Genomic DNA, 22,238 nt, shown 5'->3' on the forward strand with positions numbered 1-22,238 from the left:
GAGTTGAGCGGCCTGAAGAGGGAGGCAAGCCAAAGCAGTCGATCTGTTCACGTATGCGAAGAAGGGATGTGTATTCGGTTGTGGGAGCGGCGTAAGCCGCGAAGCTGGTGGTGCTTACAGTCGCCGGCGGTGCCTCAACCGACGGTAAGTCAGCTTCGCGGCTTACGCCGCTCCCACAAGGAATGATTCGAGCATTGAGCATTGCGGCCGCCCCTCCAAAAAAAATCCGATGCCAGGGACTGGCATCGGATTTCAGGTGGTTCAATTGCTTGGCTTGGCTGGGTTGTCAGCACAGCCAACGATGGTGTTGCTTAGAACTCCTGCCAATCCGAGTCAGCCAGTTCGGCTACTGCGGTGCGGGCAGCGGCTGCGCGACGGCGAGGTGCCGGTGCTGCTGCCTGGACGGCGGGGCGGGGTGCCGGTTCACGTGCGGAAGCCGCGCTGCTGGTGACAGCGGCGCCTTCTTCCAGCTGGAACACGGATACCACGTTGGCCAGATGTGCGGCCTGTTCTTCCATCGAGCGGGCCGACGCGGTGGCTTCTTCGACCAATGCGGCGTTCTGCTGGGTGGTTTCGTCCATCTGCACGATGGTCTGGTTGACCTGCTCGATGCCGGCCGACTGCTCCTGCGAGGCAGCGGAGATCTCAGCCATGATGTCGGTCACACGCTGCACCGAGGCGACGATTTCGCCCATGGTGGTACCAGCCTTGCGAACCAGCGCCGAGCCATCGGCGACCTTGCCGACGGAGTCGTCGATCAGGCCCTTGATTTCCTTGGCGGCGCCGGCCGAACGCTGGGCCAGCGTGCGAACTTCCGAAGCCACCACGGCGAAGCCGCGACCCTGCTCGCCAGCACGTGCGGCTTCCACCGCAGCGTTCAAGGCGAGGATGTTGGTCTGGAAGGCGATGCCGTCGATCACCGAGATGATCTCGGCAATCTTGCGCGAGGACTGTTCGATCTGGGTCATGGTGGTGACCACCTGGCTGACCACTTCACCGCCCTGCGAGGCCACCGAGGCAGCGCCGATGGCGAGCTGGTTGGCCTGGCGAGCCGATTCTGCGTTCTGGCGCACTGTGGAGGTCAATTCCTCCATCGATGCTGCAGTTTCTTCCAGGTTGGCGGCCTGCTGCTCGGTACGACGCGACAGGTCGTTGTTGCCGGCGGCAATTTCGCTGGCGGACGAGTTGATCGACACCGAGGACTGCTTGATGCGGCCAACGATGCCGGTCAGCTGTTCGGCGGTGGCATTGGCGTCGTCACGCATGGTGGCGAACACGCCTTGGTACTCGCCATGCATGCGCACGGTCAGGTCGCCGCGCGAGAGCGCAGACAACAGTGCGGAGATCTGCTCCAGGCTGCTGGCATTGGCGTCCAGCAGGCTGTTGATCTGCTCGGCCAGCTGCAGGAAGAAGCCGTCCTTGTCGGCAGTGCCGATGCGGCCGCTGAGGTCGCCAGCAGCGGCGGCTTCCATGATGCGCGCCACTTCCTTCTCGACCTGGGCCTCGGTGCTGCGATCGCGCCATTCGACAACGTGGCCAACCGGTACATTGTTGTCGTCACGGATCACCGAAATGGTCTGTGCGAACTCGGCTTCACCAAAGCGCATTTCACGCTTGAATACGCCGTTCTTCTCGAGACCTTCCATCACCTTGCCGTCAACCTCGCCACGGTGCTCGAGCACGGTGACCGGCTGGCCGACCAGTGGCTTGCTGGCGTCGAAGTCGGTCAGTGCGCTGCTGATTTCCTCGTGGTGCTCGCTGAGCTTGTCGAGCAGGGCGCGGTTGGCGTAGACGATCTCGAGGTCGTTGTTGGTCAGGAACACGCCGGTGGACGAGTAGTCCAGTGCGGTACGGATGCGCAGGTTCTCGCTGGCGATGACCTGGTCACGGTCGATGCGTTCGCGCAGGTCGCGCTGCATGCGCTGCATGGCGCGCAGCAGATCACCCACTTCATCGGCACGGGAGACGTCGATGGAACCATCCAGCTTGCCGCTGGCCACTTCATTGGCCACGTCCACGGCGCCACGGATGGTGGCAACCAGCGAGCGCGCAAACAGCCAGATCAGTGCCAGACCGGCAGCACCACCGACCAGCACGGCGATGATGCCGACCAGGGCGGAGGTGCGATAGGTATCTTCGGCCTGCTTTGCGGCGGCCTGGGCGCGGGTGTTGTCGTTCGCGGCAAGTGCTTGCAGGGCGTTATAGGCATTGCGGTGCAGGTTGCGGGTTTCGCCTACGAAGGTGTCGATGGCGTCATCCGGCAGGTCCAATGCCAGCATCTCGGTTACCGCGTCGTAGGACGACGCAGCCTTGCCCCAATCAGCGACAAAGGCCTCGAACAACTTCTTCTGCTCCGGGCTGTCGATCAGCTTCGGATAGGCAGCGATGGTGGTGTCGATCTGCATGCGCAGTTCGGTGGCACGTGCCTTGGCATCGGCTTTGACGTCATCGCTGGCGCGCACCAGGCTCTGGTAGGACGCGTTGCGGTACTCGCTGACCATGCCGCTCAACTCACCGGTGGTGCGAAGACTGGGCATGCGGTTTTCAGCGAGGTCGGTGGTGACGTTGTTCAACGAGTGCAGGCCGCGATAGGCGACGACACCCTGCAACAACATGACGAACAGCACGACGCCGAAAGTAAGCATCAGCTTCGGCTTCAGTTTCAGCGAGTTGATCCACTGCATCTTGCGCGATCTCCGGGAACAGGCCCCGCCATGTCACAGGCGCGGGGTGGCACGCCGGCATTGCCGGCGTGACGAAAGGCGGATTACTTGATGTTTGCCAGCTTCAGGTTGGCCGGCGATGCCACTTCGATTTCGGCGCGCGATGCGTCGCGCTGGATCTTGCCGATCACGCAGACGGTCTTGCCTTCCAGGGTCTCCAACGGGAAACCGAACTTGCTGCGGTTGCTGCCGGCGATACGTGCCGAGAAGGTGTGGCGCGGGAACATGCCGCCCATGTGCAGGAAGGTCGGCTGGCCTTCGGAGCCTTCGGCGTAACGGGCCTTCTCAACCTTGCCGCAGACCATGCCGTCCTTGCCGGCGAAGCGCGCAGCGGTTTCCGGCGGGATCATCTCGGCATCGGCAACGGCGTCGAACGCGACGGTGGCCAGAACGGTGGCGGCAAACAGCGGAAGTACATGCTTGTACATCGAAAACTCCGGGAAGGGAAAGTAGGGCCGGTCGGGGAGGACGGGCATGCAATGGCTATCGGCCCGTAGTTGCCGGGCTTGAGTTGCATGCATGGAACTGTGATCGACTTTGCGAAATTGCCGCTCAAGCCGCCTCTTCGGCAACGCTCGGCTGGCCGAGGTCGGCGGTATCTAGCAGGGTTTCGATGTCCAGCAGGATCAGCATGCGATCGTCCTGGGTGCCGATGCCGGAGATGAAGCGGGTATCGACGGCGGCGCCGAATTCCGGGGTCGGGCGGATCTGCTCGGCGTTGAGCGGGATCACGTCGGAGACGCTGTCCACCACGATGCCGACAACGCGGTCTTCGACATTGAGCACGATCATCACGGTGAAGGCGTCATAGCGGGCTTCGTCCAGGCGCAGCTTCAGGCGCAGGTCGATGACCGGCACGATGGTGCCGCGCAGGTTGATGACGCCCTTGATGTAGTCCGGCGCATCCGGCACCCGGGTAACAGCGTCATAACCGCGGATTTCCTGCACCTTGAGGATATCCACGCCGTAGTGCTCATTGCCGAGGGTGAAGCTGAGGTATTCGCCGCCGGTGGTATCGGTGGCGGTGGTGCGGGAGTCATTCATGGCGGATCCTGGTCCTGGCGGGCTGCCGATGCGATGCGGCTGATGCACCGGTATCGGCGCTACCGGGTGGGACTTTAGGCGCCGAGGCAGGAATCGCGGGATGGGGTGCCAGGAGTGTGATTTCGGGCCGGATTGGCTGTGGCTCCAGCCCCGACTTCAGGGGAATGAAGGCTGGAAAGCCAAGGCCAAAGCCAAAGCCAAAGCCAAAGCCCAACAGACGCGCTTGGCTTATTCCCCGTTGCTGCGTGCCTTACGCAGGCGGTCGATCCTGAAGATGTAGCGCTGGATGATGTTGTCGGCGCCGCGCGGCAGGTCGTCGAAGCGCAGGCCGATGCGGGTCATCTCCGAACCGTTGGGCTGCTTCTGCTGGCGCAGGTTGCAGACCACAAACGAGGCCTTGATCGGTGCCCCTTCGGGAACCTCCAGCAAGCAGCTGTAGCGGCTCTGCAGCTTGAGCAGGTTCTGGTCGGGCGGCAGCAGCAGCGCCATGCCGCCTGCGCTGATGTCGAGCACGCGCCAACGGCTGGATTCGCCGCCGTCGGGGTCTGGCAGCACGCAATACGGCGAATCGCCAACCGGCGTTTCCAGGCGATAGAACTCGCGCCGCTGCAGGTGGTAAACCTCCTCCGGCAACGGCATCTCAAAGGCAGTGTGGTCGCCACGCTCAACGCGGTGATGGCCCTGCAACTGGAAGCGCACCATGACCTTGTCGACCTGGCCGAAGCAGAGCAGGGTGCTTGCAGTTTCCACGGAGCGATTGATCGATGGGACCGGGCTGGCATCCAGCATCAGGCCCTGCATGTCCACTTCGAGCACCGCCGAAGGAAAGGACTGGTCGCGCCCATCCGGGTGCACATTGATCATCGAACGCTGATCGATCATGGCCTGCAGCAGATGCCTCACCTGATGCGGGTTACGCACCATGTAGCGGTCATCGGCATACAGGTTGCCGGCGTGTGGCGAGGGCGTCGGTGCAGTCGATTCGTGGTCGGGCATGGACACTTTACGGTTGGGCGGTGATCAGTGTGGCCGCCCTGGAGGCGGTACAAACTGTGATAACGGCCGCCTTTTTAACATCTTTAGTCTGTCTGTTACGAGCCCAGTAATCACACCCGGTGATTTACCTACCTGTCTGTGTGGACGCAAAATTTGGTCGGCACCGTAATGTCCGGACTGCCGGGCTTTTGACGGTTTCACAGAGGAACCTGAGCGGCGGCTTAATGTTCGAGATGACAGTGTGAAATAGTCTCAAATAGCGATTTGCATCACGATTTAACATTCAGCGATCCGTGAGCATCTGCAACTTCCGGGCAGTACCCTCAACGCAAGGGAACAGCAGATGAGCAAGGAAGCCGCAGATCAGTTCGATCAGTTGGGTGCGCTCTACGAGGACATGGCAACCTGGCCATTCCGGAAGTACATCGAAACGCCAAGCGTGTTTGCGGCGCTGGGCCCACTCGATGGACTTGATGTCCTGGAGTATGGCTGCGGCAGCGGTTACTACTCGCGTCTGTTGAAACGCGCAGGCGCACGCAAGGTGGTTGGATATGACCTTGCCGAGGGCATGCTCGAGTACGCCCGCCGCTGCGCGCAGCGTGATGGTCTGGACATCAGCTTCCGCTCAACGTTGGATGAAACCACCAACGGCAATTTCGATCTTGTGCTGGCGGTCTATGTGCTGCCTTATGCCACCACCTTGGCCGAGTTGGATCAGATGGCAGCGGAGATGATGTCGCCGCTGCAACCCGGTGGTCGTTTGGTCGCGCTGCCGATCCATGCACGTTATGCACCAGCGCCGACTTACTACGAGGGCTGCGGCTTCACGCTGACGCCTGATGACGAAGCCAATCCCTGGCAGGAAGGCGGGCGCCTGCGCCTGGATCTGCGCTATCGCGAGTACGAAGCCAGTGTGCACGCCTGGTACTGGTCGCAGCAGGCAATCGAGGCGGCGTTGCTGAGAGCGGGCGCGGAAGATATCAAATGGTCGAATCCACGGCTGATGACGGGTCATGACCTGGGCGAGGTGCCACCGGCACTGCAGGCCTATGTCGATGAGCCGCATGCGGCAATCATCGAGTGCCGCAAGCGCTAGCAGCACACGCTACCAGCAAGCGGTGCCCGGCAAGACGCACTTGCTGTAGTGAACCATGCCTTCGCTCCTGCCCTCGGTCTGGCCACCGGGGCGGTGAGCGTCCCCGAGGGTAGAGCGATGCCCATTGAAGTGGAAATACTGAACTCCATCGAACAGATGGATGAAGCCGAGTACCGCGTGTTTCACCACACCAGTGGTGCCTCGTTCTTCTACGACTGGCGTTTCCTGTGCGCAGCCGAGCGCTCGCCCTTGTTGGCGATCAAGGGCGCGTTCTACCTGCTGGCCCGCGAAGACGGCAGGCTGGTCGGCTTCGTGCCGGCCTACCTGCAGTTGGTGCAGACCGTGGATCCTTTTGGTCTGCTTGCGCGCACTGCGGATATTCAAAGTGATCGTGAGCAATGCGCGCTTTTCAGCCATGCGATGCACTGCTTTGACAGCGGCGTGATCGTGTTGCTGGGCGCGGCGGCCGAGGATGCATTGGTCGCTGCGCTGAAGGCGCTGGCGGTCAGGTTGGATGCGCAGTATGTGGGATTGTTGAATGTCGCCAGTGATCATGCCCGGCAGCAATTGGCGGAGCAGGGGCTGGCGGTGCGCTACCTGGTCGATCGCTACTTCATGGACATGACCCGGTTTGAAGATTTCGACGCCGTGATCAAGGCCTTGCCCAAGGATGGGCGCTATGAGATGACCCGTCAGTTGCGCAAGTTCGCTGCCGGAAGCGGCGGCATCAGTCTGCTCAGCCCGCCCTTCGATCAACGCCTGGAGCAGCTCACCGAGTTGTGCCAGCAGACCACGGCGCGCAATGGAACGCCGCAATACTTCCCGGCGCAGACGCTGGCCCGCTTCGTGCGCACTTGTGAGGGATTGATCCGGCTGGTGGTGGTGGAAGACCAGGGTGTGGTGGTTGGCGGCCTGATCTGCTTCCTCGATGGGACGTTGATGTGCATCTGGTCGGCTGGCATGCGCTACGACCTCACCGACTACAGCCCCTATACCGTCAGTTTCGCCTACGCCTACGAATGGGCCTTGGGCGCAGGTGTACGCACCATCGAAGCCGGTCGCTTGAACGCACGCATCAAGACCCGGCTTGGCCTGCAGCCGTTGCCACTCTACTCAGCGACAAGCGCAGTCGCCGTCTGACTCAATCTTCTGGATGATCCGAGGGAACCACCATGGACCCGCAGCACGCAAAGATGCTCCCCGACGACTACCGGGCCTTCTCGCAGACATTGGAGGGCAAGGTCAGGTCCCGCCATCATGCCGAGTACGCCAGTTGGTACTACAGCACGGCCTGGAATCGACGCCATTTCGAACGCTTCCCCGAGTACATCGTGCGTGCCGCGTCAGTGGAGGACGTGATCAAAAGCGTGAATTTCGCGCGCTTGCATGGGCTCAGGATTGCGGTGAAGGGCTCGGGCCACAGCTACGCGGGCAGCTTCCTGCACCGCGGTGGCCTGCTGCTGGACCTGGCCCAGCTCAACGCGATCGAGGTGGATGCGGAGCAGGAAACAGTGACCGCAGGTCCAGGTGTGACCAGCGCTCAGCTGACGCAGGCCTTGGCACCGCACGGCTTGGCATTCCCTACCGGTCACGGCGCGAAGGTAGGTCTTTCCGGCTTCCTGCTGGGAGGTGGATTGGGCATCAACTGCGATGCCTGGGGCGGCATGAGCACCTTCAACATACTTGCATTGGATGTAGTGACCGCCGATGGTCGCTTGTTGCATGTCAGCGAAACCGAGAACGCGGAACTGTTCTGGGCGGCACGAGGAGGCGGCCCCTGCCTGTTCTTTGTCGTGGTTCGGTTTCACCTGCGCACCTGGCTTGCGCCAAAAACGATACTGGCACGCAGCTACGTGCTGGATACGGCCAGACTCAAGCCCTTGCTGATGGCCTTGTGCGCACGCAGGCACGATGATCGCGCGCAGGTCATGCTGGTGCTTGGCGGTGCGCCCGGTGTGCCGGCGGCCTTGAGCGTCAGCGTGTTTTGCGACGATGCTGCCGAAGCTGGATCACTGCACGCTGCGCTGGAAATGGATCTGCAGCCCTGGTTGGGCGAATTCGTCGAGCAGGAACTCGGCAGCTTCGATCCCATTTATCAACAGACCGAGCAGGCCATGGTCAGCAAGCGCTACCGCGCCGACAACATACTCACCGATGCAGCGGGGAAGGTTGCCGATGTGCTGGTTGCAGGCATGCAGGCACGGCCTTCGCCCGCTACGTTCTGCCTGCTGATCCTGCGACCCAATCACGAGCATGCCGACGCGGCGTACTCGATCCATGGGCGGCTTTCGGTCTCGACCTACGCGCAGTGGAACGACGAGGACGAAGACGATCTGAACCGGGATTGGCTACGCGGTGTATTTGATCAGCTGGCGCCTATTGCTACCGGCAGCTATATCAATGAATTCGATCTGGAGGCACGCTCTGCCGAGGTGGCGACCTGCTACTCCGCGGATGCCTGGCGGCGATTGCAGAAGCTGCGGCAACGCTATGACGAGCATGGCGTGTTCCCGGGTGTGTCGCTGTTGGCGGCCGATGTCAGTGAACGGGTGTTCTGATTGGATCTGCGCCGAAGTTGGATGGACGCATCGATGGCGTGAACTGCAGGCGCAGCCGGATAGCGGGTCGATCCGGTATTGCTTGCCGTGATGTCGAAAGGACCATCGCGGAAGTGGTTGAGCAAACTGCAGGCAGCGGACGGGCTGGAGAGTGCCCGCCCGCCGCCAACAGCAATGCCTTAGAACTCCTGCCAATCGTCGGTGCTGGCGACAGGTGCACGCGTCGCTGGTTTCGGGATAGCGCGCAATGCAGGGCGGCCACGCGGCGGTGCAGCCCCCGCGCTGGCAGCTACCTTGGCCAGGGTTGCGCTTACCGAGCCAGCCAGGCGGAACTGTGCCACCGCAGCGGACAGTTGTTGTGCCTGGTCCTCCATCGAACGTGCTGCGGCTGTGGCTTCCTCGACCAGCGCGGCGTTCTGCTGGGTGGATTCATCCATCTGCATCACGGTCTGGTTGACCTGGTCGATACCGGTGGACTGTTCCTGCGAAGCCGCCGAAATGTCCGCCATGATGGTGGTCACGCGCTGCACCGAGGCAACGATGTCGTCCATGGTGGTGCCGGCATTGCGGACCAGTTGCGAACCTTCGGCGACCTTGTCGACCGAACTGTCGATCAATCCCTTGATCTCCTTGGCCGCTGCCGCCGAGCGCTGCGCCAGCGTGCGCACTTCCGATGCCACCACCGCGAAGCCGCGGCCCTGATCACCGGCGCGTGCCGCTTCCACCGCAGCGTTGAGCGCCAGGATATTGGTCTGGAAGGCGATGCCATCGATGACGCTGATGATGTCAGCGATCTTCTTCGATGAGGCCTCGATCGCACTCATTGTGGTGACCACTTGCCCGACTACGCTGCCGCCCTGCGCGGCGACTTCGGCGGCACCGCGTGCCAGCTGGTCGGCCTGGCGCGCATGTTCGGCGTTCTGGCGCACGGTGGAGGTCAGTTCCTCCATCGAAGCAGCGGTTTCTTCCAGATTGGCGGCCTGCTGCTCGGTGCGGCGGGACAGGTCGTCATTGCCGGTAGCAATCTCGCTGGCCGACAGGCTGATGCTGCCGCTGGCCGCCTGGATGCCCGAGACGATGCTGCCCAGTTGGTCGACGGTGGCATTGCCATCGTCACGCATGCGGGCGAACACGCCGTGGAACTCGCCTTCCATGCGCTGGGTGAGGTCGCCTTGTGCAACCGCCTGCAACAGCTTGGAGAGGTGGCCAAGATTGACTTCGGTGGTTTCCATCAGCGAGTTGACGCCACCGACCATGTCGCGGAAATCGTGCTCGAACTGATCGGCGTCGCCACGCTGGCTGAAGTCGCCAGCCGCCGCGGCATTGGCCAACCGCTTGATCTCGTTGTTGATCGCGGACAGGCTGGCCTTGGTGCTGTCCATCGCCTGGGTGATGACGAATTTCTCGCCGGGCAGGCGGTCCATGTCCACCGAAAGATCGCCGCGTGCGTAGTGGCGCATTACCTCGACAGCGCGCATCTTGACGCCGATGTGCTGGGCAACCAGGGTGTTGACCTCGCGCACCATCCGCCCGTACTCGCCGGGGAAACGGGATTCGTCGATACGGAAGCTGATCGCGCCCTGGTCGTGCTCGCGCACCATCTCGTTCTGCGCGCCGATGACGGCCTTGAGCTGGTTCTGCACGCGTTGCATCGAAGCCAGCAAGGCGCCGACTTCATCTTTGCGGCTGCTGTCGATGCTGCTGTCCAGGCGACCGTTGGCAACGTCGTCGGCGGCGCGCAGGGCATCATTCACCGGGCGCACGATGGCGCGCACGATCACCACGCCCAGGACGGCAGACAACAGGCCCAACAGCAACATGCAGACGATGATCGCGGTAGTGCTGCGGGCCTGCGCGGCATTGGCGTTGGCCACTTCCTTGTCCAGTACCGAGGCGACGTGGCTGCTGAGCTTCTCGACCGCATCAAACAGATCGCGACGGCTGATCCGTGACTGGTCATTGGAGACGCTCTGGGCCAGCTCGAACTGACCTTCGTTGATCGCCTTCTCCATCATCGCGTGTGCGCTGAAGTAAGCATCCAGGGTCTTGCCCATCTCCGCGTACAAACCCTGCTGGGTGGTGTCTGCAGGCAGGGCTTCGTATTGCTTGCGGTGCTCGGCCAGCTTCTGTCGCTGGTCGGCAATGCGCTGGTTGTACTCGGCGACATAGGCAGGTTCGTGCAGATGCGAGAGCTGTGATAGCTCGGCGATGCGGATCTCAGCCAGATCGGCGCGCATCCGTTCCAGGTACTGCACGGCTGGCATGTCACGCGCGCTTACCTGTTGCAGCTGGGCAGTGGCCTGGTTCAGCCGCACTACGGCGAAACCGCCCATGGCCAGGGTGGTGAGGGTGGTAAGAGTGAAAGCAACTGCAAGTTTTCTGGCGATGCTGAGGTTGCGAAAGAACTCCATCTCTAACTCTCCGGATCGACTGCAGATTTGGACGCTGCGGAGGGGTCTCATCCAACCCTGGATTACGCAGCGTAGTGTCCACGCCGCAAGCCTATGCGGGTGTTGTCATAGCCGATAACGGCGCTTTCTCACGCTGCTGTAGGAGTTTTCACGTCCGAAATTCTGAAGGATTCAGCACAATTGATTGAATGCGCATCACAAGTCTTAGCGGTTTAAAGACGTCAGGACGATTTAGTGATGCGGCGCTTGGACTGAATGTGCGCGCATTCACTGTTTCAGCCTGTTTCACTGACTCTCTTACGATCAGCCGCAATTCGTGGTTTACATCGATTTTTGTTCCCTCGAGTTGACGGAAACAAAAAGCCCCCGGCACAGAGTGCCGGGGGCTCGATGTGACAACGGTACGGTCAGAACTCCTGCCAGTTGCCATCGTCCAGTTTGCGCACTGCCTGTCCGCTGCGGGCGCTGCTGGCCACCGGACGCAGGCGTTGCTGTGGATGTTGCGCAATGCTGGCGACCGCTACCTTGTTGGCAGGCTTGCCGGCGGTATCCGCAGCGGTGCGGAACACCGCAACCGCCTCACTCAGGTGGTTGGCCTGGTCTTCCATCGAACGTGCGGCGGCGGTGGCTTCTTCCACCAGCGCGGCATTCTGCTGGGTGGTTTCATCCATCTGCATGACGGTCTGGTTGACCTGGTCGATGCCGGCGCTCTGCTCCTGCGACGCAGCTGAAATCTCAGCCATGATGTCCGTGACGCGCTGCACCGAGGTGACGATTTCGTCCATCGTGGCACCGGCCTGCTGCACCAGTACCGAGCCTTCGCCGACCTTGCCGACGGAGTCGTCGATCAGGCCCTTGATCTCCTTGGCAGCAGCCGCCGAGCGCTGGGCGAGGGTGCGGACTTCCGAGGCGACCACGGCGAAGCCGCGGCCCTGCTCACCGGCACGGGCGGCTTCCACCGCAGCGTTCAGCGCCAGGATATTGGTCTGGAAGGCGATGCCATCGATGACGCTGATGATGTCGGCGATCTTCTTCGACGAGGCTTCAATCGCGCTCATCGTGGTGACGACCTGGCCGACCACGGTGCCGCCCTGGCTGGCGACGCCATGTGCGCCGATGGCGAGCTGGTTGGCCTGGCGGGCATGCTCGGCGTTCTGGCGCACGGTGGAGGTCAGTTCCTCCATCGAGGCGGCGGTTTCTTCCAGGTTGGCGGCCTGCTGCTCGGTACGGCGTGACAGGTCGCTGTTGCCGGTGGCGATTTCGGTGGCGGCCAGGTTGATGCTGGAGGCCGCGTGCTGGATGCGGCCGATGATGTCGGTCAGCTGGCTGACGGTGGCGTTGGCGTCGTCGCGCATGTTGGCGAAGACGCCGTGGAAGTCGCCCTGCATCTTCGCGGTCAGGTCGCCACGGGCGATGGCCTGCAGCAGCTGCGAGAGCTCGGACAGGTTGCCGTCGGTGGTTTCCATCAGCTGGTTGAGGCTGCTGACCATGTCGCGGAAATCATGCTGGTAGGCATTGGCGTCGCCGCGCACCGAGAAGTCGCCCTGTGCGGCAGCTCCGGCCAGACGCTTGATCTCGCTGTTGATCGCCGACAGGCTGGCCTTGACCGCATCCACGGTCTCGGTGATGACGGCCTTCTCGCCGGGCAGGCGTTGGATGTCAACGGACAGGTCGCCGTTGGCGTAGCGCTTGATGACTTCCAGAGCCGACAGCAGCATCTGGATGTGTGAAGCGACCAGTGCGTTGCTCTCCTTGACCATCACGCCATAGTCGCCCGGGAACGCAGTCTCATCCATGCGGTGGCTGATGACACCGGCATCATGCTGCCTGGCCATTTCGCGTTGAGCACCGATCACCGACTGCAGCTGGGACTGCATGCGCTGCATCGAGCTGAGCAGGGCTCCCAGCTCATCGTCGCGCTGCACGCTGACGGCATTGTCGAGCTTGCCGGCGGCGATGTTGTCAGACAGTTTTACGGCCTCGTTCAATGGCTTGAAGACGAACTTGCGCAGCAGCAGGAACAGCGCGCCGCACAGCAGCAGGGCGGCAATCACGCCGACCACGACGATGGTCCACAGCAGGGCCTGTGCCTGTTCCATCAACAGGGCGCGCGGCACCACGACGCCGAAGGCGAAGGTCTGCTCGGCGTTGCCGATCTTCAGCGGGACATAGGTTTCCACCACATCTTCGTCGAGGGCCGCATCATGGCGCTGCTCGAAGGTGATCTTGTTGCTGGCGGTATTGGCCAGCATCGTGCGCGTGTCAGCATCATCAGCCTTCGTGCCGACCTTGGCCGGATCACGGTCTGCAATGATGGTGCCCACCGGCGACAGCAGGCGCACGTAGCCTTCCTGCATAGGGCGCATCTTGGACAGGCGATCCTGCAGTGACTGCAGGGCGAAATCCACCGTCACCACGCCGAGGAACTGACCGTCCTGGACGATAGGCGTGGCCAGCGTGGTCATCAGGATCTTCTTGCCGCCGATCTCGTAGACGTACGGTTCCAGCACGGAGGGCTTCTTGGTCGCTGCCGGCTGCAGGTACCAGTCACCGTCGCCGGGCACGTCGTAACCGCGCAGCGGTTCCTGTACCGGTGCGCCGTCCTGCCATGCCCAATAGCTCATGAAGCGGCCGCTGGCGTCATGGCCTTCGGCATCGATATGGTTGGCATCGTCGCCGTCGAAGGCCTGCGGCTCCCACAAGGTGCCGACACCGACCCACTGCGGATTGTTCAATGCTTGCGAGTGCAGCACCTGTGCGGCGCTCAAGCGGCTGAAGCCGCCTTGCTGGCGCAATGCAATGAAGCTGCGCGACAAGGTGTCGTTGGCCTCAAAACCGTGGCCAAGCTCGGTGGAGATGCGCTGGGCCTCGAGCTGGGCGATGTTCTCGAGACTGACCCGCGAGGCTGACAGCAGGGCATCGCTGCTGCGCAGGTAGATGAACAACGCGGTGAGGCCGAATGCGAAGGTCGCGACCAATGCCGTTCCCAGCATCAAGCGCATTGCAATACTGCGGGTGAGGAAATTAGTGGGCAAAGACATGGGTTACTGCTGGCCTGGTAGGTAGGGGGTTTGTCAGTACATCGGCATCTGTAGGCAGAGCTGGAGCGTTTTCTTGCACTGAAATGACGACGCCCCTATTCAGGGGCGTCGTTCATACATGTGTAGCTGGCAATCAGAATTCCTGCCAGTCGCCGTCGTTGTCGACGCGCACTGCCGCATTGCCACGTTGTGCCGGAGCCACCGCGCGCAGGCGACGTGCCGGTGCCGGGGCAGCGGGAGCAAACGCAGTCTTGGCCTGCTGCGGCTGTGCGACAACTGCCTGCACGGCGTCGGTGCGGAACACCGCCACCGCCTCACTCAGGTGGTTGGCCTGGTCTTCCATGGAGCGTGCGGCGGCAGTGGCTTCTTCCACCAGCGCTGCATTCTGCTGGGTGGTTTCGTCCATCTGCATGACGGTCTGGTTGACCTGGTCGATGCCGGCGCTCTGCTCCTGCGACGCAGCTGAAATCTCAGCCATGATGTCGGTCACGCGCTGCACCGAAGTAACGATCTCATCCATCGTGGCACCGGCCTGCTGCACCAGTACCGAGCCTTCGCCGACCTTGCCGACGGAGTCGTCGATCAGGCCCTTGATCTCCTTGGCGGCAGCCGCCGAGCGCTGGGCGAGGGTGCGTACTTCCGAGGCGACCACGGCAAAGCCGCGGCCCTGCTCACCGGCACGGGCGGCTTCCACCGCAGCGTTCAGCGCCAGGATATTGGTCTGGAAGGCGATGCCATCGATGACGCTGATGATGTCGGCGATCTTCTTCGACGAGGCTTCAATCGCGCTCATCGTGGTGACGACCTGGCCAACCACGTTGCCGCCCTGGCTGGCGACGCCATGTGCGCCGATGGCGAGCTGGTTGGCCTGGCGGGCATGCTCGGCGTTCTGGCGCACGGTGGAGGTCAGTTCCTCCATCGAGGCGGCGGTTTCTTCCAGGTTGGCAGCCTGCTGCTCGGTACGGCGTGACAGGTCGCTGTTGCCGGTGGCGATTTCGGTGGCAGCCAGGTTGATGCTGGAGGCCGCGTGCTGGATGCGGCCGATGATGTCGGTCAGCTGGCTGACGGTGGCGTTGGCGTCGTCACGCATATTGGCGAACACGCCGTGGAAGTCGCCCTGCATTTTCGCGGTCAGATCGCCACGGGCGATGGCCTGCAGCAGCTGCGAGAGCTCGGACAGGTTGCCGTCGGTGGTTTCCATCAGCTGGTTGAGGCTGCTGACCATGTCGCGGAAATCATGCTGGTAGGCATTTGCATCGCCGCGCACGGAGAAATCACCCTGTGCGGCGGCACCGGCCAGACGCTTGATCTCGCTGTTGATCGCCGACAGGCTGGCCTTGACCGCATCCACGGTCTCGGTGATGACGGCCTTCTCGCCGGGCAGGCGTTCGATGTCAACGGACAGGTCGCCGTTTGCGTAGCGCTTGATGACTTCCAGAGCCGACAGCAGCATCTGGATGTGTGAAGCGACCAGTGCGTTGCTTTCCTTGACCATCACGCCATAGTCGCCCGGGAACGCAGTCTCATCCATGCGGTAGCTGATCATGCCGGTATCGTGCTGGCGTGCCATCTCACGCTGTGCGCCGATCACCGATTGCAGCTGTGCCTGCATGCGCTGCATGGACTGCAGCAGCATGCCGACTTCGTCGCGGCGCGAGGCATCGATACGACGGTCCAGCTTGCCGGCAGCGACATCGTCGGCTACGCGCACGGCCTCGGCCAGCGGCAGCATGATCGCGCGGATGATCGCCCAGCCCAATGCGGCGGCCAGCAGCAAGGCCAGGCCGAGGCCGATCGCGATGGCGATCAGCGAGCGCTGGTGCGCCTGCCGTGATTCGGCAGTCTGCTTGGTCAGCTGCTCCTGGTTGTACTGCGACATCTGCTTGAGCTGGTCGAACAGGGCGCGGCGCAGCTTGCGCGAGTCATCGCTGGAGATTGCGTTGGCGGTGACGAAGTCGTCGGCGGCGATCGCTGCGGCAATACGGTCGTGTGCTTCGAAGTAGCCTGCACGCAGCTCCTTCATCTTTTCGTACATGGCCAGCTCGCTGGCGCTGTAGTCGGCTTCGATGTCGTCGTAGGCCTTCTCAGCAGCTTCAATCAGCTTGCGGCTGTCAGCCATGCGCTTGTCGTAGTCGGCCAGCTGTTCCGGGTTGCCCTGGTAGTTGAGCTGGGCCTGCTCGAAGGTGCGGTACTCACCGAGCTGGGCGCGCATTTCGCCAAGCTGCTGGACGGCCGGCATCCAGTTGTTGTTGACCTGCTGTATCTGGGTGTCGGCCACGTTCATCCGCCACAGCGCGAACAGCGCAAGCAGCAGGGTGAGCAGGCTGGTGCTGCAGAACGCAAGCACCAGCTTTCGCGTGATCGACAGATTCTGGAACCACTTCATTGCAGACATCTCCGTAGGCGGGCATAGGGGGCGATCCACAGGTCCGGCGCTCCTGTGGAATGTCGTGCGTTGTGCAGGCCGCGACGGAGGCCCAGGTTGGTTGACAAACCTGATTGCATTGCGATGCGGTATCGGCAACTTTCGGAGCTTCTTGAAGACACTCCGTGGCTGTGATTCAGCCAGTCAAAAGGCGTGCGCCGCCGTATCCAGGCGCGGCGGACGCACGACACAACGCCGCCCGCCCAGATGTCGGGCGAGCGGCGTCAGTTACGTGCTACGACGTGATCAGGCGGCTTGCTGGGTACGCAGCGAGCGCACAAGGCCGCCGATATCGACGATCAGCGCAACCCGGCCATCGCCGAGGATGGTGGCGCCGGAGACGCCGCTGATACGCCGGTAGTTGTTCTCGATGTTCTTGACGACGACCTGTTGCTGGCCGATCAGCTCATCCACTTCCAGCGCGATCTTCTGGCCGTCACCTTCCACCACGACGACCAGCGGTTCGGCCTGTGGATTGTCGGGATAGCCGTAGTACTGGCCCAGCGACAGGATCGGCAGGTATTCGCCGCGGACGCGCAGAACGCGCCCCTCGCCAGCCATGGTGCGGATATCGTCTGGCTGCGGCTGCAGTGCTTCCAGCACGTAGGCCAGCGGCAGGATCAGGGTTTCGCCGGCAACCGATACGGTCATGCCATCGAGGATGGCCAGCGTCAGCGGCAGCCTGATCAGTACGCGGGTGCCGGCACCGGTGCGGCTTTCCAGCTGCACTTCGCCGCCCAATGCCTGGATGTTGCGGCGGACCACGTCCATGCCAACACCACGACCGGACAGGTCGGTGACCGCATCGGCGGTGGAGAAGCCGGGCTGGAAGATCAGATCCCAGACCTGTGCATCGGTGGGGTTGTCGGGCACGCTCAAGCCGCGTTCCAGCGCCTTGGCGAGGATCTTGTCGCGGTTCAGGCCGCGGCCGTCGTCGCTGACTTCAATGACGATGTGGCCGCCCTGATGCGATGCCGCCAGGGTAATCGTGCCGGTCTCGTCCTTGCCCGAGTCGCGGCGCACGTCCGGCATTTCCAGGCCGTGGTCGATGGAGTTGCGGACCAGATGCACCAAGGGATCGGCGATCTTTTCGATCAGGCCCTTGTCCAGCTCGGTGCCTTCACCGATGGTGCGCAGGCGGACCTGCTTGCCGAGACGGCTGGAAAGGTCGCGGACCAGCCGCGGGAAGCGACGGAATACTGCATCCACTGGCAGCATGCGCACGCCGATGACGGCTTCCTGCAGGTCGCGGGTATTGCGTTCGAGCAGATCCAGGCCAGCCAGCAGCTGCTCGGCGTGGGCCGGGTCCAGTCCGCCGGAAACCTGCTTGAGCATGGCCTGGGTGATGACCAGTTCACCGACCAGGTTGATCAGCGCATCGACCTTGTCGACGCTGACCCGGATCGAGCTTTCGGCTTCGTGCTGCTGGCCGCTGGCAGGTGCCTTGACGGCAGCCTCGGCGATGTTGGCGACCGCAGCGACCGGGGCTTCAACTGCAAGGCTGGGCGGTGCAGCCGGACGGATATCCAGCTCGCAGTCATCGACCACCCAGGCGAAGGTGTCTTCGATGCGGCTGCGCGGCACCTTGCCGACCAGGCCCAGGTCCCAGGCCAGGTAGGCTTCCAGCGGATCGAGCTGGTCGAAGCTGGGCAGGCGCGCCATGCGCGGTTCCACGTGCAGGGAACCCAGGGTTTCCAGCTCGCGGATGATGCGCAGCGGATCATTGCCGCTCATGAACAGCGACGGCGCCGGGGCGAAGCCAATCTGCCAGGCGTCCGGGGTTTCTTCCTGTTTCACTGCAGCCACGGCAACCGGTGCCGTGCCGGACAGTACGGCTTGCAGACGATCGGTAACCGCCTTGACGGCGGCGGGATCGGCGGCCTGGCCATGTTCGACTTCGCGCAGCAGGGCGCGCAGCACGTCCACCGAACCCAGCATCGCGTCGACCGCGTTGCCTTCCAGTGCGCGCTTGCCGGAGCGCAGCTCATCGAGCAGCGTTTCCAGCACATGCGTCAGTGCGGCGATGGCATCGAAGCCAAAGGTGCCGGCACCGCCCTTGATGGAGTGGGCGGCGCGGAACACGGAGTTGATGACTTCAGGGTCGTGCTGGCCGTCTTCCAGTGCCAGCAGGCCGGCCTCCATTGCATCCAGCCCTTCACGGCTTTCTTCGAAGAAGGTGGCGTGGAAACGTTGCAGGTCCATGCTCATTGGCGCGGTATCCGATCGGTGGGGCAGGTGGGCTGATCAGCCCAGGACTTTCTGTACGGTGGCAATCAGCTGTTCGGGATTGAACGGCTTGACCAGCCAACCGGTGGCGCCGGCGGCCTTGCCTTCGGATTTCTTGTCGGCGGCCGACTCGGTGGTCAGCATCAGCATCGGCGTGAACTTGTAGTCCGGCAGCTGGCGCAGTTCGCGGATCAGCGAGATGCCGTCCATGTTCGGCATGTTGACGTCGGTGACCACGGCGTTGAAACGCTGGCCCTTGGCCCGGCCCAGGGCGACCGCGCCGTCTTCGGCTTCTTCTACCGAAAAGCCGGCCGAGGTGAGGGCGAAAGAGACCATCTGGCGCATTGACGCCGAGTCGTCCACCACCAAGATTCGTGCGCTCATGCAGCGTTCTCCACAGATTTCGTTGTGTCAGGGGTTGCTTCCAGACCCAGGGTCCGGAGGACACCGAGCAGGCGCGCGGCATCACGGAAGGTATCGGTAGCGTTGTCGAAGACGGTGCCGTTGCCTGCCTGCTGGCGTGCCAGCACAAAGGCGCACAGCACCTGCATCGCGGCGGTGTGCACACGGCCCACCTGGCTGGCATCCACGCGCAACTCGCCCGCTTGCGGCAGGTGGGTTGCCAGGTGTTGTTTCAACTCGCTGGTGGACTCGATGCCGAGATCCTGCGCCAGGGCCACAGTGCTCATCGTTGCTCCGAACAAACGTTACTGGGAGAGATAGCGGCGATACGCCAGTGATCTTTAGGGTTGCGATGCGCTGCAACAGATAGTGTTAACGGGCGCACGGTTTTGTAGCTTTGCCCCTCCCTTTCGCGCAGCGAAGGGGAGGGTTGGGGATCTGCTCCCTCCCTTGCGCCGAAGGCGTAGGGGAGGGCTGGGGAGGGGTAGCCCTTGGCTGGGTAGAGCCGAGCCATGCTCGGCTGCGGCCTTACCGGTAAAGCCTCTGCCGAGCATGGCTCGGCACTACCGTTGCTTCGTTCCCCTTTGCCGCGCAAACAGAGGAGGTACTCAGCGCAGCAGACGGCCGGCGTCGAGCAGGATCATCGGTTGCTGGCCGATGCGGGCGATGCCGCGGAACAGTTCATTGGAGATCTGGCAGATGCGCGCTGTGTCCGGTGGCTCGATCTGCGAGTCGTTGAGGTTGGCGACGTCTTCCACCGCCGACACGCGCAGGCCCAGGGTCTCGCCGTTCTCTTCCAGCACTACGATGCGCGTCTGTGAATCCTCAGGCGCGCTTTGCACGTCAAGATGGCGGCACAGGTCCATCACCGGCACCACTTGGCCGCGAAGATTCATGATGCCCAGCATCGCCGGGCCGGTACCTCGCAATGCAAGCAGCGGCACCGGCAACACCACTTCCTGCACCTTCAACAGCTCCAGCGCATAGGTCTGTTGCCCACAGCGCAGTCGCAACCAACGTGAACTGCGCTCGGCGGCGCGCCGTTGCTGCGGGCTGCTCGCCGGGCGCTGTGCCTGCGCCTGCAGTTCCTGCCAGGTGCTGGGACGCGCATCTGGCGAGGGGTGCTCCAGAGCGCGGACATTGGGGGTGCTGCGCGGAGGGGGAGCAGGGCTCACCGGCAACCCAGCCGCGGTTTCAAATGCAGCCTGCAGGTTGGCACTGTCGCTATGGGCGAGCTTGCGACTTTCAGCAGGGCCGGTCTCGTAGATCACTTCGTCCGGCAGGTCGTCCCAGGTTGGGGGGCGACCTGCATTGGCGGCGGCAGTGGCCGCCATCGCGTCGTCGAAGGCAGCCTGCAGGGCGGCGCTGTCGCCGGCCGGAGTGGCTGCCGCGGCGGGGATTGGTGCGCCAGCAGGCTTGGCCTGTGCTTCGGCCAACGCAGCCTCGAACACGGCCTCCAGCTCGGGGCTGTCGCCCGGCACTTCGGCAGCTGCAGGCTTGGCCGGCGTTGCAGGTGCCGCGACCGCAGCGGCGGGCACGGCCTCCAGCAGCAGTTCGCCCAGATAATCGTCGAGTACGTCGTTGCTCATGCGGCGCGCTCCAGCTGCGCGGCCTCGCTGAGCAGCAGCCAGTCGAGCGCGTGGCGGTAAGCGGCCATGCCGCGGCCGGGATAATCGTCGCCAAGCAGGGGCACGGTGAGTGCTGCCGGGTTGCAGATGCGGGTGTCGATCGGAATCGCGTCTTCCCAGACGCGCTCGCCGTGACGGTCCTGCATCAGCTTCAAGGTTTCATTGCCGGCACGGGTACGACGGTCGAACAAGGTGGGCAGCACCGAGATCGGCAGGTCGCGTTTGCGCGAGCGCTCGACCATTTCGCCGGTTCGGACCATGCCGTCCAGTCCATGCAGGGCCAGCGGTTCGGCCTGGGTCGGGATGATCAGGCGGTCAGCGGCGGCCAGGGCGTTGATCATCAACAAGCCCAGCGTCGGCGCGCAGTCGAGCAGGATGTAGTCGTGCTGCTCGCCGTGGCGGGCCAGCGCCTGCTGCAGGGCCAGGCCCAGACCAGGCTGGTTGGCGCTGCGACGTTCCAGCGTGGCCAGCGAGGCTTGCGCGCACAGATAGTCCAGGCCAGGAATGTCGCTGTGGCGGGCAAGCGAAGCGATCTCATGTGGCGGCGTGGCGAACAGTTCCTGCACGCCCTGCGGCACCGGCTCAACCGGTACGCCGAAGGCGCGGGTCAGCGAGGAATGGGGGTCCAGGTCGATCAACAACACCTTGTGTCCACGCGCGGCAAGGCCGCGCCCGAGTGACAAAGTGGTGGTGGTTTTGCCGACGCCGCCTTTTTGGTTGGCAATGGCCCAGATACGCATCATTGGACTCCTTCGATGACCGCCGGTACCGCGCTGCGAACGGCGGATGCGGCAGTTGTGCCGCCGTTCCCGCCTTCGTCGCTGGTACTGGCTGTGGTGTTGCCGGAAGCAGGCAGATCGGCTGCCGCTGCCGAATCGGCGAGGATGATCACCATCACCCGCCGGTTGCGGTTGCGCCCTTCGGGCGCATCGTTGCTTTCGCGGGGGCGGAACTGGCCGTAACCCACCATCGCCAATCGCTGTGGCTGCACGCCATGATCGGCGAAAAGGTGCACGACGCTGGCTGCGCGTGCCGCTGACAGCTCCCAGTTCGACGGGAACTGCGCGGTGGCGATCGGCAGGTTGTCGGTATGGCCTTCGACGCGAACGCCGTTTGGGGCATCCAGCAATACATCGGCCAGGGTGCCGAGCGTGTTGCGAGCGCTGGCGTCCAGCGCCGCCGAACCCGTAGTGAACAGAATGTCGCTGTTGATCTCGACCTCGATCCACAGTTCGGTGCGGCGCACGGTGATGACGCCCTGTTTGACCAGTGGCGCCAGCGTCTGGCTGAGGCGATCGGCGATCTGGTTGAGCTGGCGCTCGGCGCGCTGCAGCTGTTCCTGGTTGTGGGCCGAGACCGGCATGCGCATATGCGAAGCCATCGACGGCAGCTGGGTCGGGTCGGCCAGTGCGCCACCGGTCATGCTCGGTGCGCTGATCACCGATGGCGAATCAAAGCCGCCGCCCTGCAATTGCTTGTTGCCCACCTGCACCTGGCTGATGGTGCGCGGGGCGCCGCCAAAGGCCGTGGTCAAGGCATCTGCCATCACGCGGTATTTGCCTTCGTTCAAGGACGAGATGGCGTACATCACCACGAAGAACGCGAGCAGCAGCGTCATCAGATCGGCATAGGGGATTGCCCATGCTTCATGGTTGGCGTGCTCTTCGTGGTGCTTGCGGCGGGCCATG

Annotated in this window: 16 protein-coding genes; 3 read left to right on the plus strand and 13 right to left on the minus strand. The window is 63.2% G+C overall.

Features of this window, described 5'->3' with window-relative positions; translation table 11 throughout:
- Nucleotides 1-311: 311 nt before the first annotated feature.
- The 4 genes from Q5Z11_RS09680 to Q5Z11_RS09695 all read right to left on the minus strand — a co-directional run bounded on the left by Q5Z11_RS09680 (nucleotide 312) and on the right by Q5Z11_RS09695 (nucleotide 4,763).
- On the minus strand, nucleotides 312-2,684 hold the full coding sequence (locus Q5Z11_RS09680; RefSeq protein WP_303749785.1) for a methyl-accepting chemotaxis protein: 2,373 nt from the start codon (nucleotides 2,682-2,684) through the stop codon (nucleotides 312-314).
- Nucleotides 2,685-2,767: 83 nt separating this feature from the next.
- Nucleotides 2,768-3,151 (minus strand): hypothetical protein, encoded by a 384-nt coding sequence (locus Q5Z11_RS09685; protein ID WP_405051672.1) that lies wholly within the window; start codon nucleotides 3,149-3,151, stop codon nucleotides 2,768-2,770.
- Nucleotides 3,152-3,275: 124 nt separating this feature from the next.
- Entirely contained in the window at nucleotides 3,276-3,767 is a 492-nt protein-coding gene (locus tag Q5Z11_RS09690; RefSeq protein ID WP_303749786.1) for a chemotaxis protein CheW, read from the minus strand.
- Between the two features lie 228 nt (nucleotides 3,768-3,995).
- Entirely contained in the window at nucleotides 3,996-4,763 is a 768-nt protein-coding gene (locus Q5Z11_RS09695; RefSeq protein WP_303749787.1) for a flagellar brake protein, read from the minus strand.
- 343 nt (nucleotides 4,764-5,106) lie between these two features.
- On the opposite strand from Q5Z11_RS09695, the gene Q5Z11_RS09700 reads away from it, so the two are divergent.
- From Q5Z11_RS09700 to Q5Z11_RS09710, 3 genes are all read left to right on the plus strand, one after another.
- On the plus strand, nucleotides 5,107-5,859 hold the full coding sequence (locus Q5Z11_RS09700; protein WP_303749788.1) for a class I SAM-dependent methyltransferase: 753 nt from the start codon (nucleotides 5,107-5,109) through the stop codon (nucleotides 5,857-5,859).
- 420 nt (nucleotides 5,860-6,279) lie between these two features.
- Nucleotides 6,280-6,999, plus strand: coding sequence for a GNAT family N-acetyltransferase (locus Q5Z11_RS09705; RefSeq protein WP_405051687.1), 720 nt, complete (start codon nucleotides 6,280-6,282; stop codon nucleotides 6,997-6,999).
- A 32-nt stretch (nucleotides 7,000-7,031) separates the two neighbouring features.
- Entirely contained in the window at nucleotides 7,032-8,417 is a 1,386-nt protein-coding gene (locus tag Q5Z11_RS09710; protein WP_303749790.1) for an FAD-binding oxidoreductase, read from the plus strand.
- A gap of 179 nt (nucleotides 8,418-8,596) precedes the next feature.
- On the opposite strand, the gene Q5Z11_RS09715 is transcribed toward Q5Z11_RS09710, so the two are convergent.
- The 9 genes from Q5Z11_RS09715 to motD form a co-directional block, all read right to left on the minus strand.
- Nucleotides 8,597-10,828, minus strand: a complete 2,232-nt coding sequence (locus Q5Z11_RS09715; protein ID WP_303749791.1) for a methyl-accepting chemotaxis protein — start codon at nucleotides 10,826-10,828, stop codon at nucleotides 8,597-8,599.
- Nucleotides 10,829-11,235: 407 nt separating this feature from the next.
- Nucleotides 11,236-13,869 (minus strand): methyl-accepting chemotaxis protein, encoded by a 2,634-nt coding sequence (locus tag Q5Z11_RS09720; protein WP_303749792.1) that lies wholly within the window; start codon nucleotides 13,867-13,869, stop codon nucleotides 11,236-11,238.
- Nucleotides 13,870-14,002: 133 nt separating this feature from the next.
- Entirely contained in the window at nucleotides 14,003-16,255 is a 2,253-nt protein-coding gene (locus Q5Z11_RS09725) for a methyl-accepting chemotaxis protein (RefSeq protein WP_303749793.1), read from the minus strand.
- Between the two features lie 285 nt (nucleotides 16,256-16,540).
- Nucleotides 16,541-18,502: a chemotaxis protein CheA gene (locus tag Q5Z11_RS09730; RefSeq protein ID WP_303749794.1), complete on the minus strand. Its 1,962-nt coding sequence runs from the start codon at nucleotides 18,500-18,502 to the stop codon at nucleotides 16,541-16,543.
- A 36-nt stretch (nucleotides 18,503-18,538) separates the two neighbouring features.
- Nucleotides 18,539-18,904 carry a response regulator gene (locus Q5Z11_RS09735; protein WP_057628682.1) on the minus strand — a complete coding sequence of 122 codons (366 nt, stop codon included), beginning with the start codon at nucleotides 18,902-18,904 and terminating at the stop codon, nucleotides 18,539-18,541.
- Nucleotides 18,901-19,209 carry an STAS domain-containing protein gene (locus Q5Z11_RS09740; protein ID WP_303749795.1) on the minus strand — a complete coding sequence of 103 codons (309 nt, stop codon included), beginning with the start codon at nucleotides 19,207-19,209 and terminating at the stop codon, nucleotides 18,901-18,903. Before Q5Z11_RS09740 ends, Q5Z11_RS09735 begins: the two co-directional genes overlap by 4 nt.
- A gap of 321 nt (nucleotides 19,210-19,530) precedes the next feature.
- Complete coding sequence (locus tag Q5Z11_RS09745; RefSeq protein ID WP_303749796.1) at nucleotides 19,531-20,511, minus strand: chemotaxis protein CheW; 981 nt, start codon at nucleotides 20,509-20,511, stop codon at nucleotides 19,531-19,533.
- On the minus strand, nucleotides 20,508-21,290 hold the full coding sequence (locus tag Q5Z11_RS09750; RefSeq protein ID WP_303750009.1) for a ParA family protein: 783 nt from the start codon (nucleotides 21,288-21,290) through the stop codon (nucleotides 20,508-20,510). Before Q5Z11_RS09750 ends, Q5Z11_RS09745 begins: the two co-directional genes overlap by 4 nt.
- Nucleotides 21,290-22,237: a flagellar motor protein MotD gene (gene motD, locus Q5Z11_RS09755; RefSeq protein ID WP_303749797.1), complete on the minus strand. Its 948-nt coding sequence runs from the start codon at nucleotides 22,235-22,237 to the stop codon at nucleotides 21,290-21,292. Before motD ends, Q5Z11_RS09750 begins: the two co-directional genes overlap by 1 nt.
- Nucleotide 22,238: the final 1 nt, after the last annotated feature.

Source organism: Stenotrophomonas sp. 610A2, assembly GCF_030549615.1.
Lineage (GTDB): Bacteria > Pseudomonadota > Gammaproteobacteria > Xanthomonadales > Xanthomonadaceae > Stenotrophomonas > Stenotrophomonas pigmentata.

Coding starts and splice junctions, on each gene's coding strand:
- Q5Z11_RS09680 (WP_303749785.1), bottom strand. CDS start 2,684: ATGCAGTGGATCAACTCGCTGAAACTGAAGCCGAAGCTGATGCTTACT.
- Q5Z11_RS09685 (WP_405051672.1), bottom strand. CDS start 3,151: ATGTACAAGCATGTACTTCCGCTGTTTGCCGCCACCGTTCTGGCCACC.
- Q5Z11_RS09690 (WP_303749786.1), bottom strand. CDS start 3,767: ATGAATGACTCCCGCACCACCGCCACCGATACCACCGGCGGCGAATAC.
- Q5Z11_RS09695 (WP_303749787.1), bottom strand. CDS start 4,763: ATGCCCGACCACGAATCGACTGCACCGACGCCCTCGCCACACGCCGGC.
- Q5Z11_RS09700 (WP_303749788.1), top strand. CDS start 5,107: ATGAGCAAGGAAGCCGCAGATCAGTTCGATCAGTTGGGTGCGCTCTAC.
- Q5Z11_RS09705 (WP_405051687.1), top strand. CDS start 6,280: ATGCACTGCTTTGACAGCGGCGTGATCGTGTTGCTGGGCGCGGCGGCC.
- Q5Z11_RS09710 (WP_303749790.1), top strand. CDS start 7,032: ATGGACCCGCAGCACGCAAAGATGCTCCCCGACGACTACCGGGCCTTC.
- Q5Z11_RS09715 (WP_303749791.1), bottom strand. CDS start 10,828: ATGGAGTTCTTTCGCAACCTCAGCATCGCCAGAAAACTTGCAGTTGCT.
- Q5Z11_RS09720 (WP_303749792.1), bottom strand. CDS start 13,869: ATGTCTTTGCCCACTAATTTCCTCACCCGCAGTATTGCAATGCGCTTG.
- Q5Z11_RS09725 (WP_303749793.1), bottom strand. CDS start 16,255: ATGAAGTGGTTCCAGAATCTGTCGATCACGCGAAAGCTGGTGCTTGCG.
- Q5Z11_RS09730 (WP_303749794.1), bottom strand. CDS start 18,502: ATGAGCATGGACCTGCAACGTTTCCACGCCACCTTCTTCGAAGAAAGC.
- Q5Z11_RS09735 (WP_057628682.1), bottom strand. CDS start 18,904: ATGAGCGCACGAATCTTGGTGGTGGACGACTCGGCGTCAATGCGCCAG.
- Q5Z11_RS09740 (WP_303749795.1), bottom strand. CDS start 19,209: ATGAGCACTGTGGCCCTGGCGCAGGATCTCGGCATCGAGTCCACCAGC.
- Q5Z11_RS09745 (WP_303749796.1), bottom strand. CDS start 20,511: ATGAGCAACGACGTACTCGACGATTATCTGGGCGAACTGCTGCTGGAG.
- Q5Z11_RS09750 (WP_303750009.1), bottom strand. CDS start 21,290: ATGCGTATCTGGGCCATTGCCAACCAAAAAGGCGGCGTCGGCAAAACC.
- motD (WP_303749797.1), bottom strand. CDS start 22,237: ATGGCCCGCCGCAAGCACCACGAAGAGCACGCCAACCATGAAGCATGG.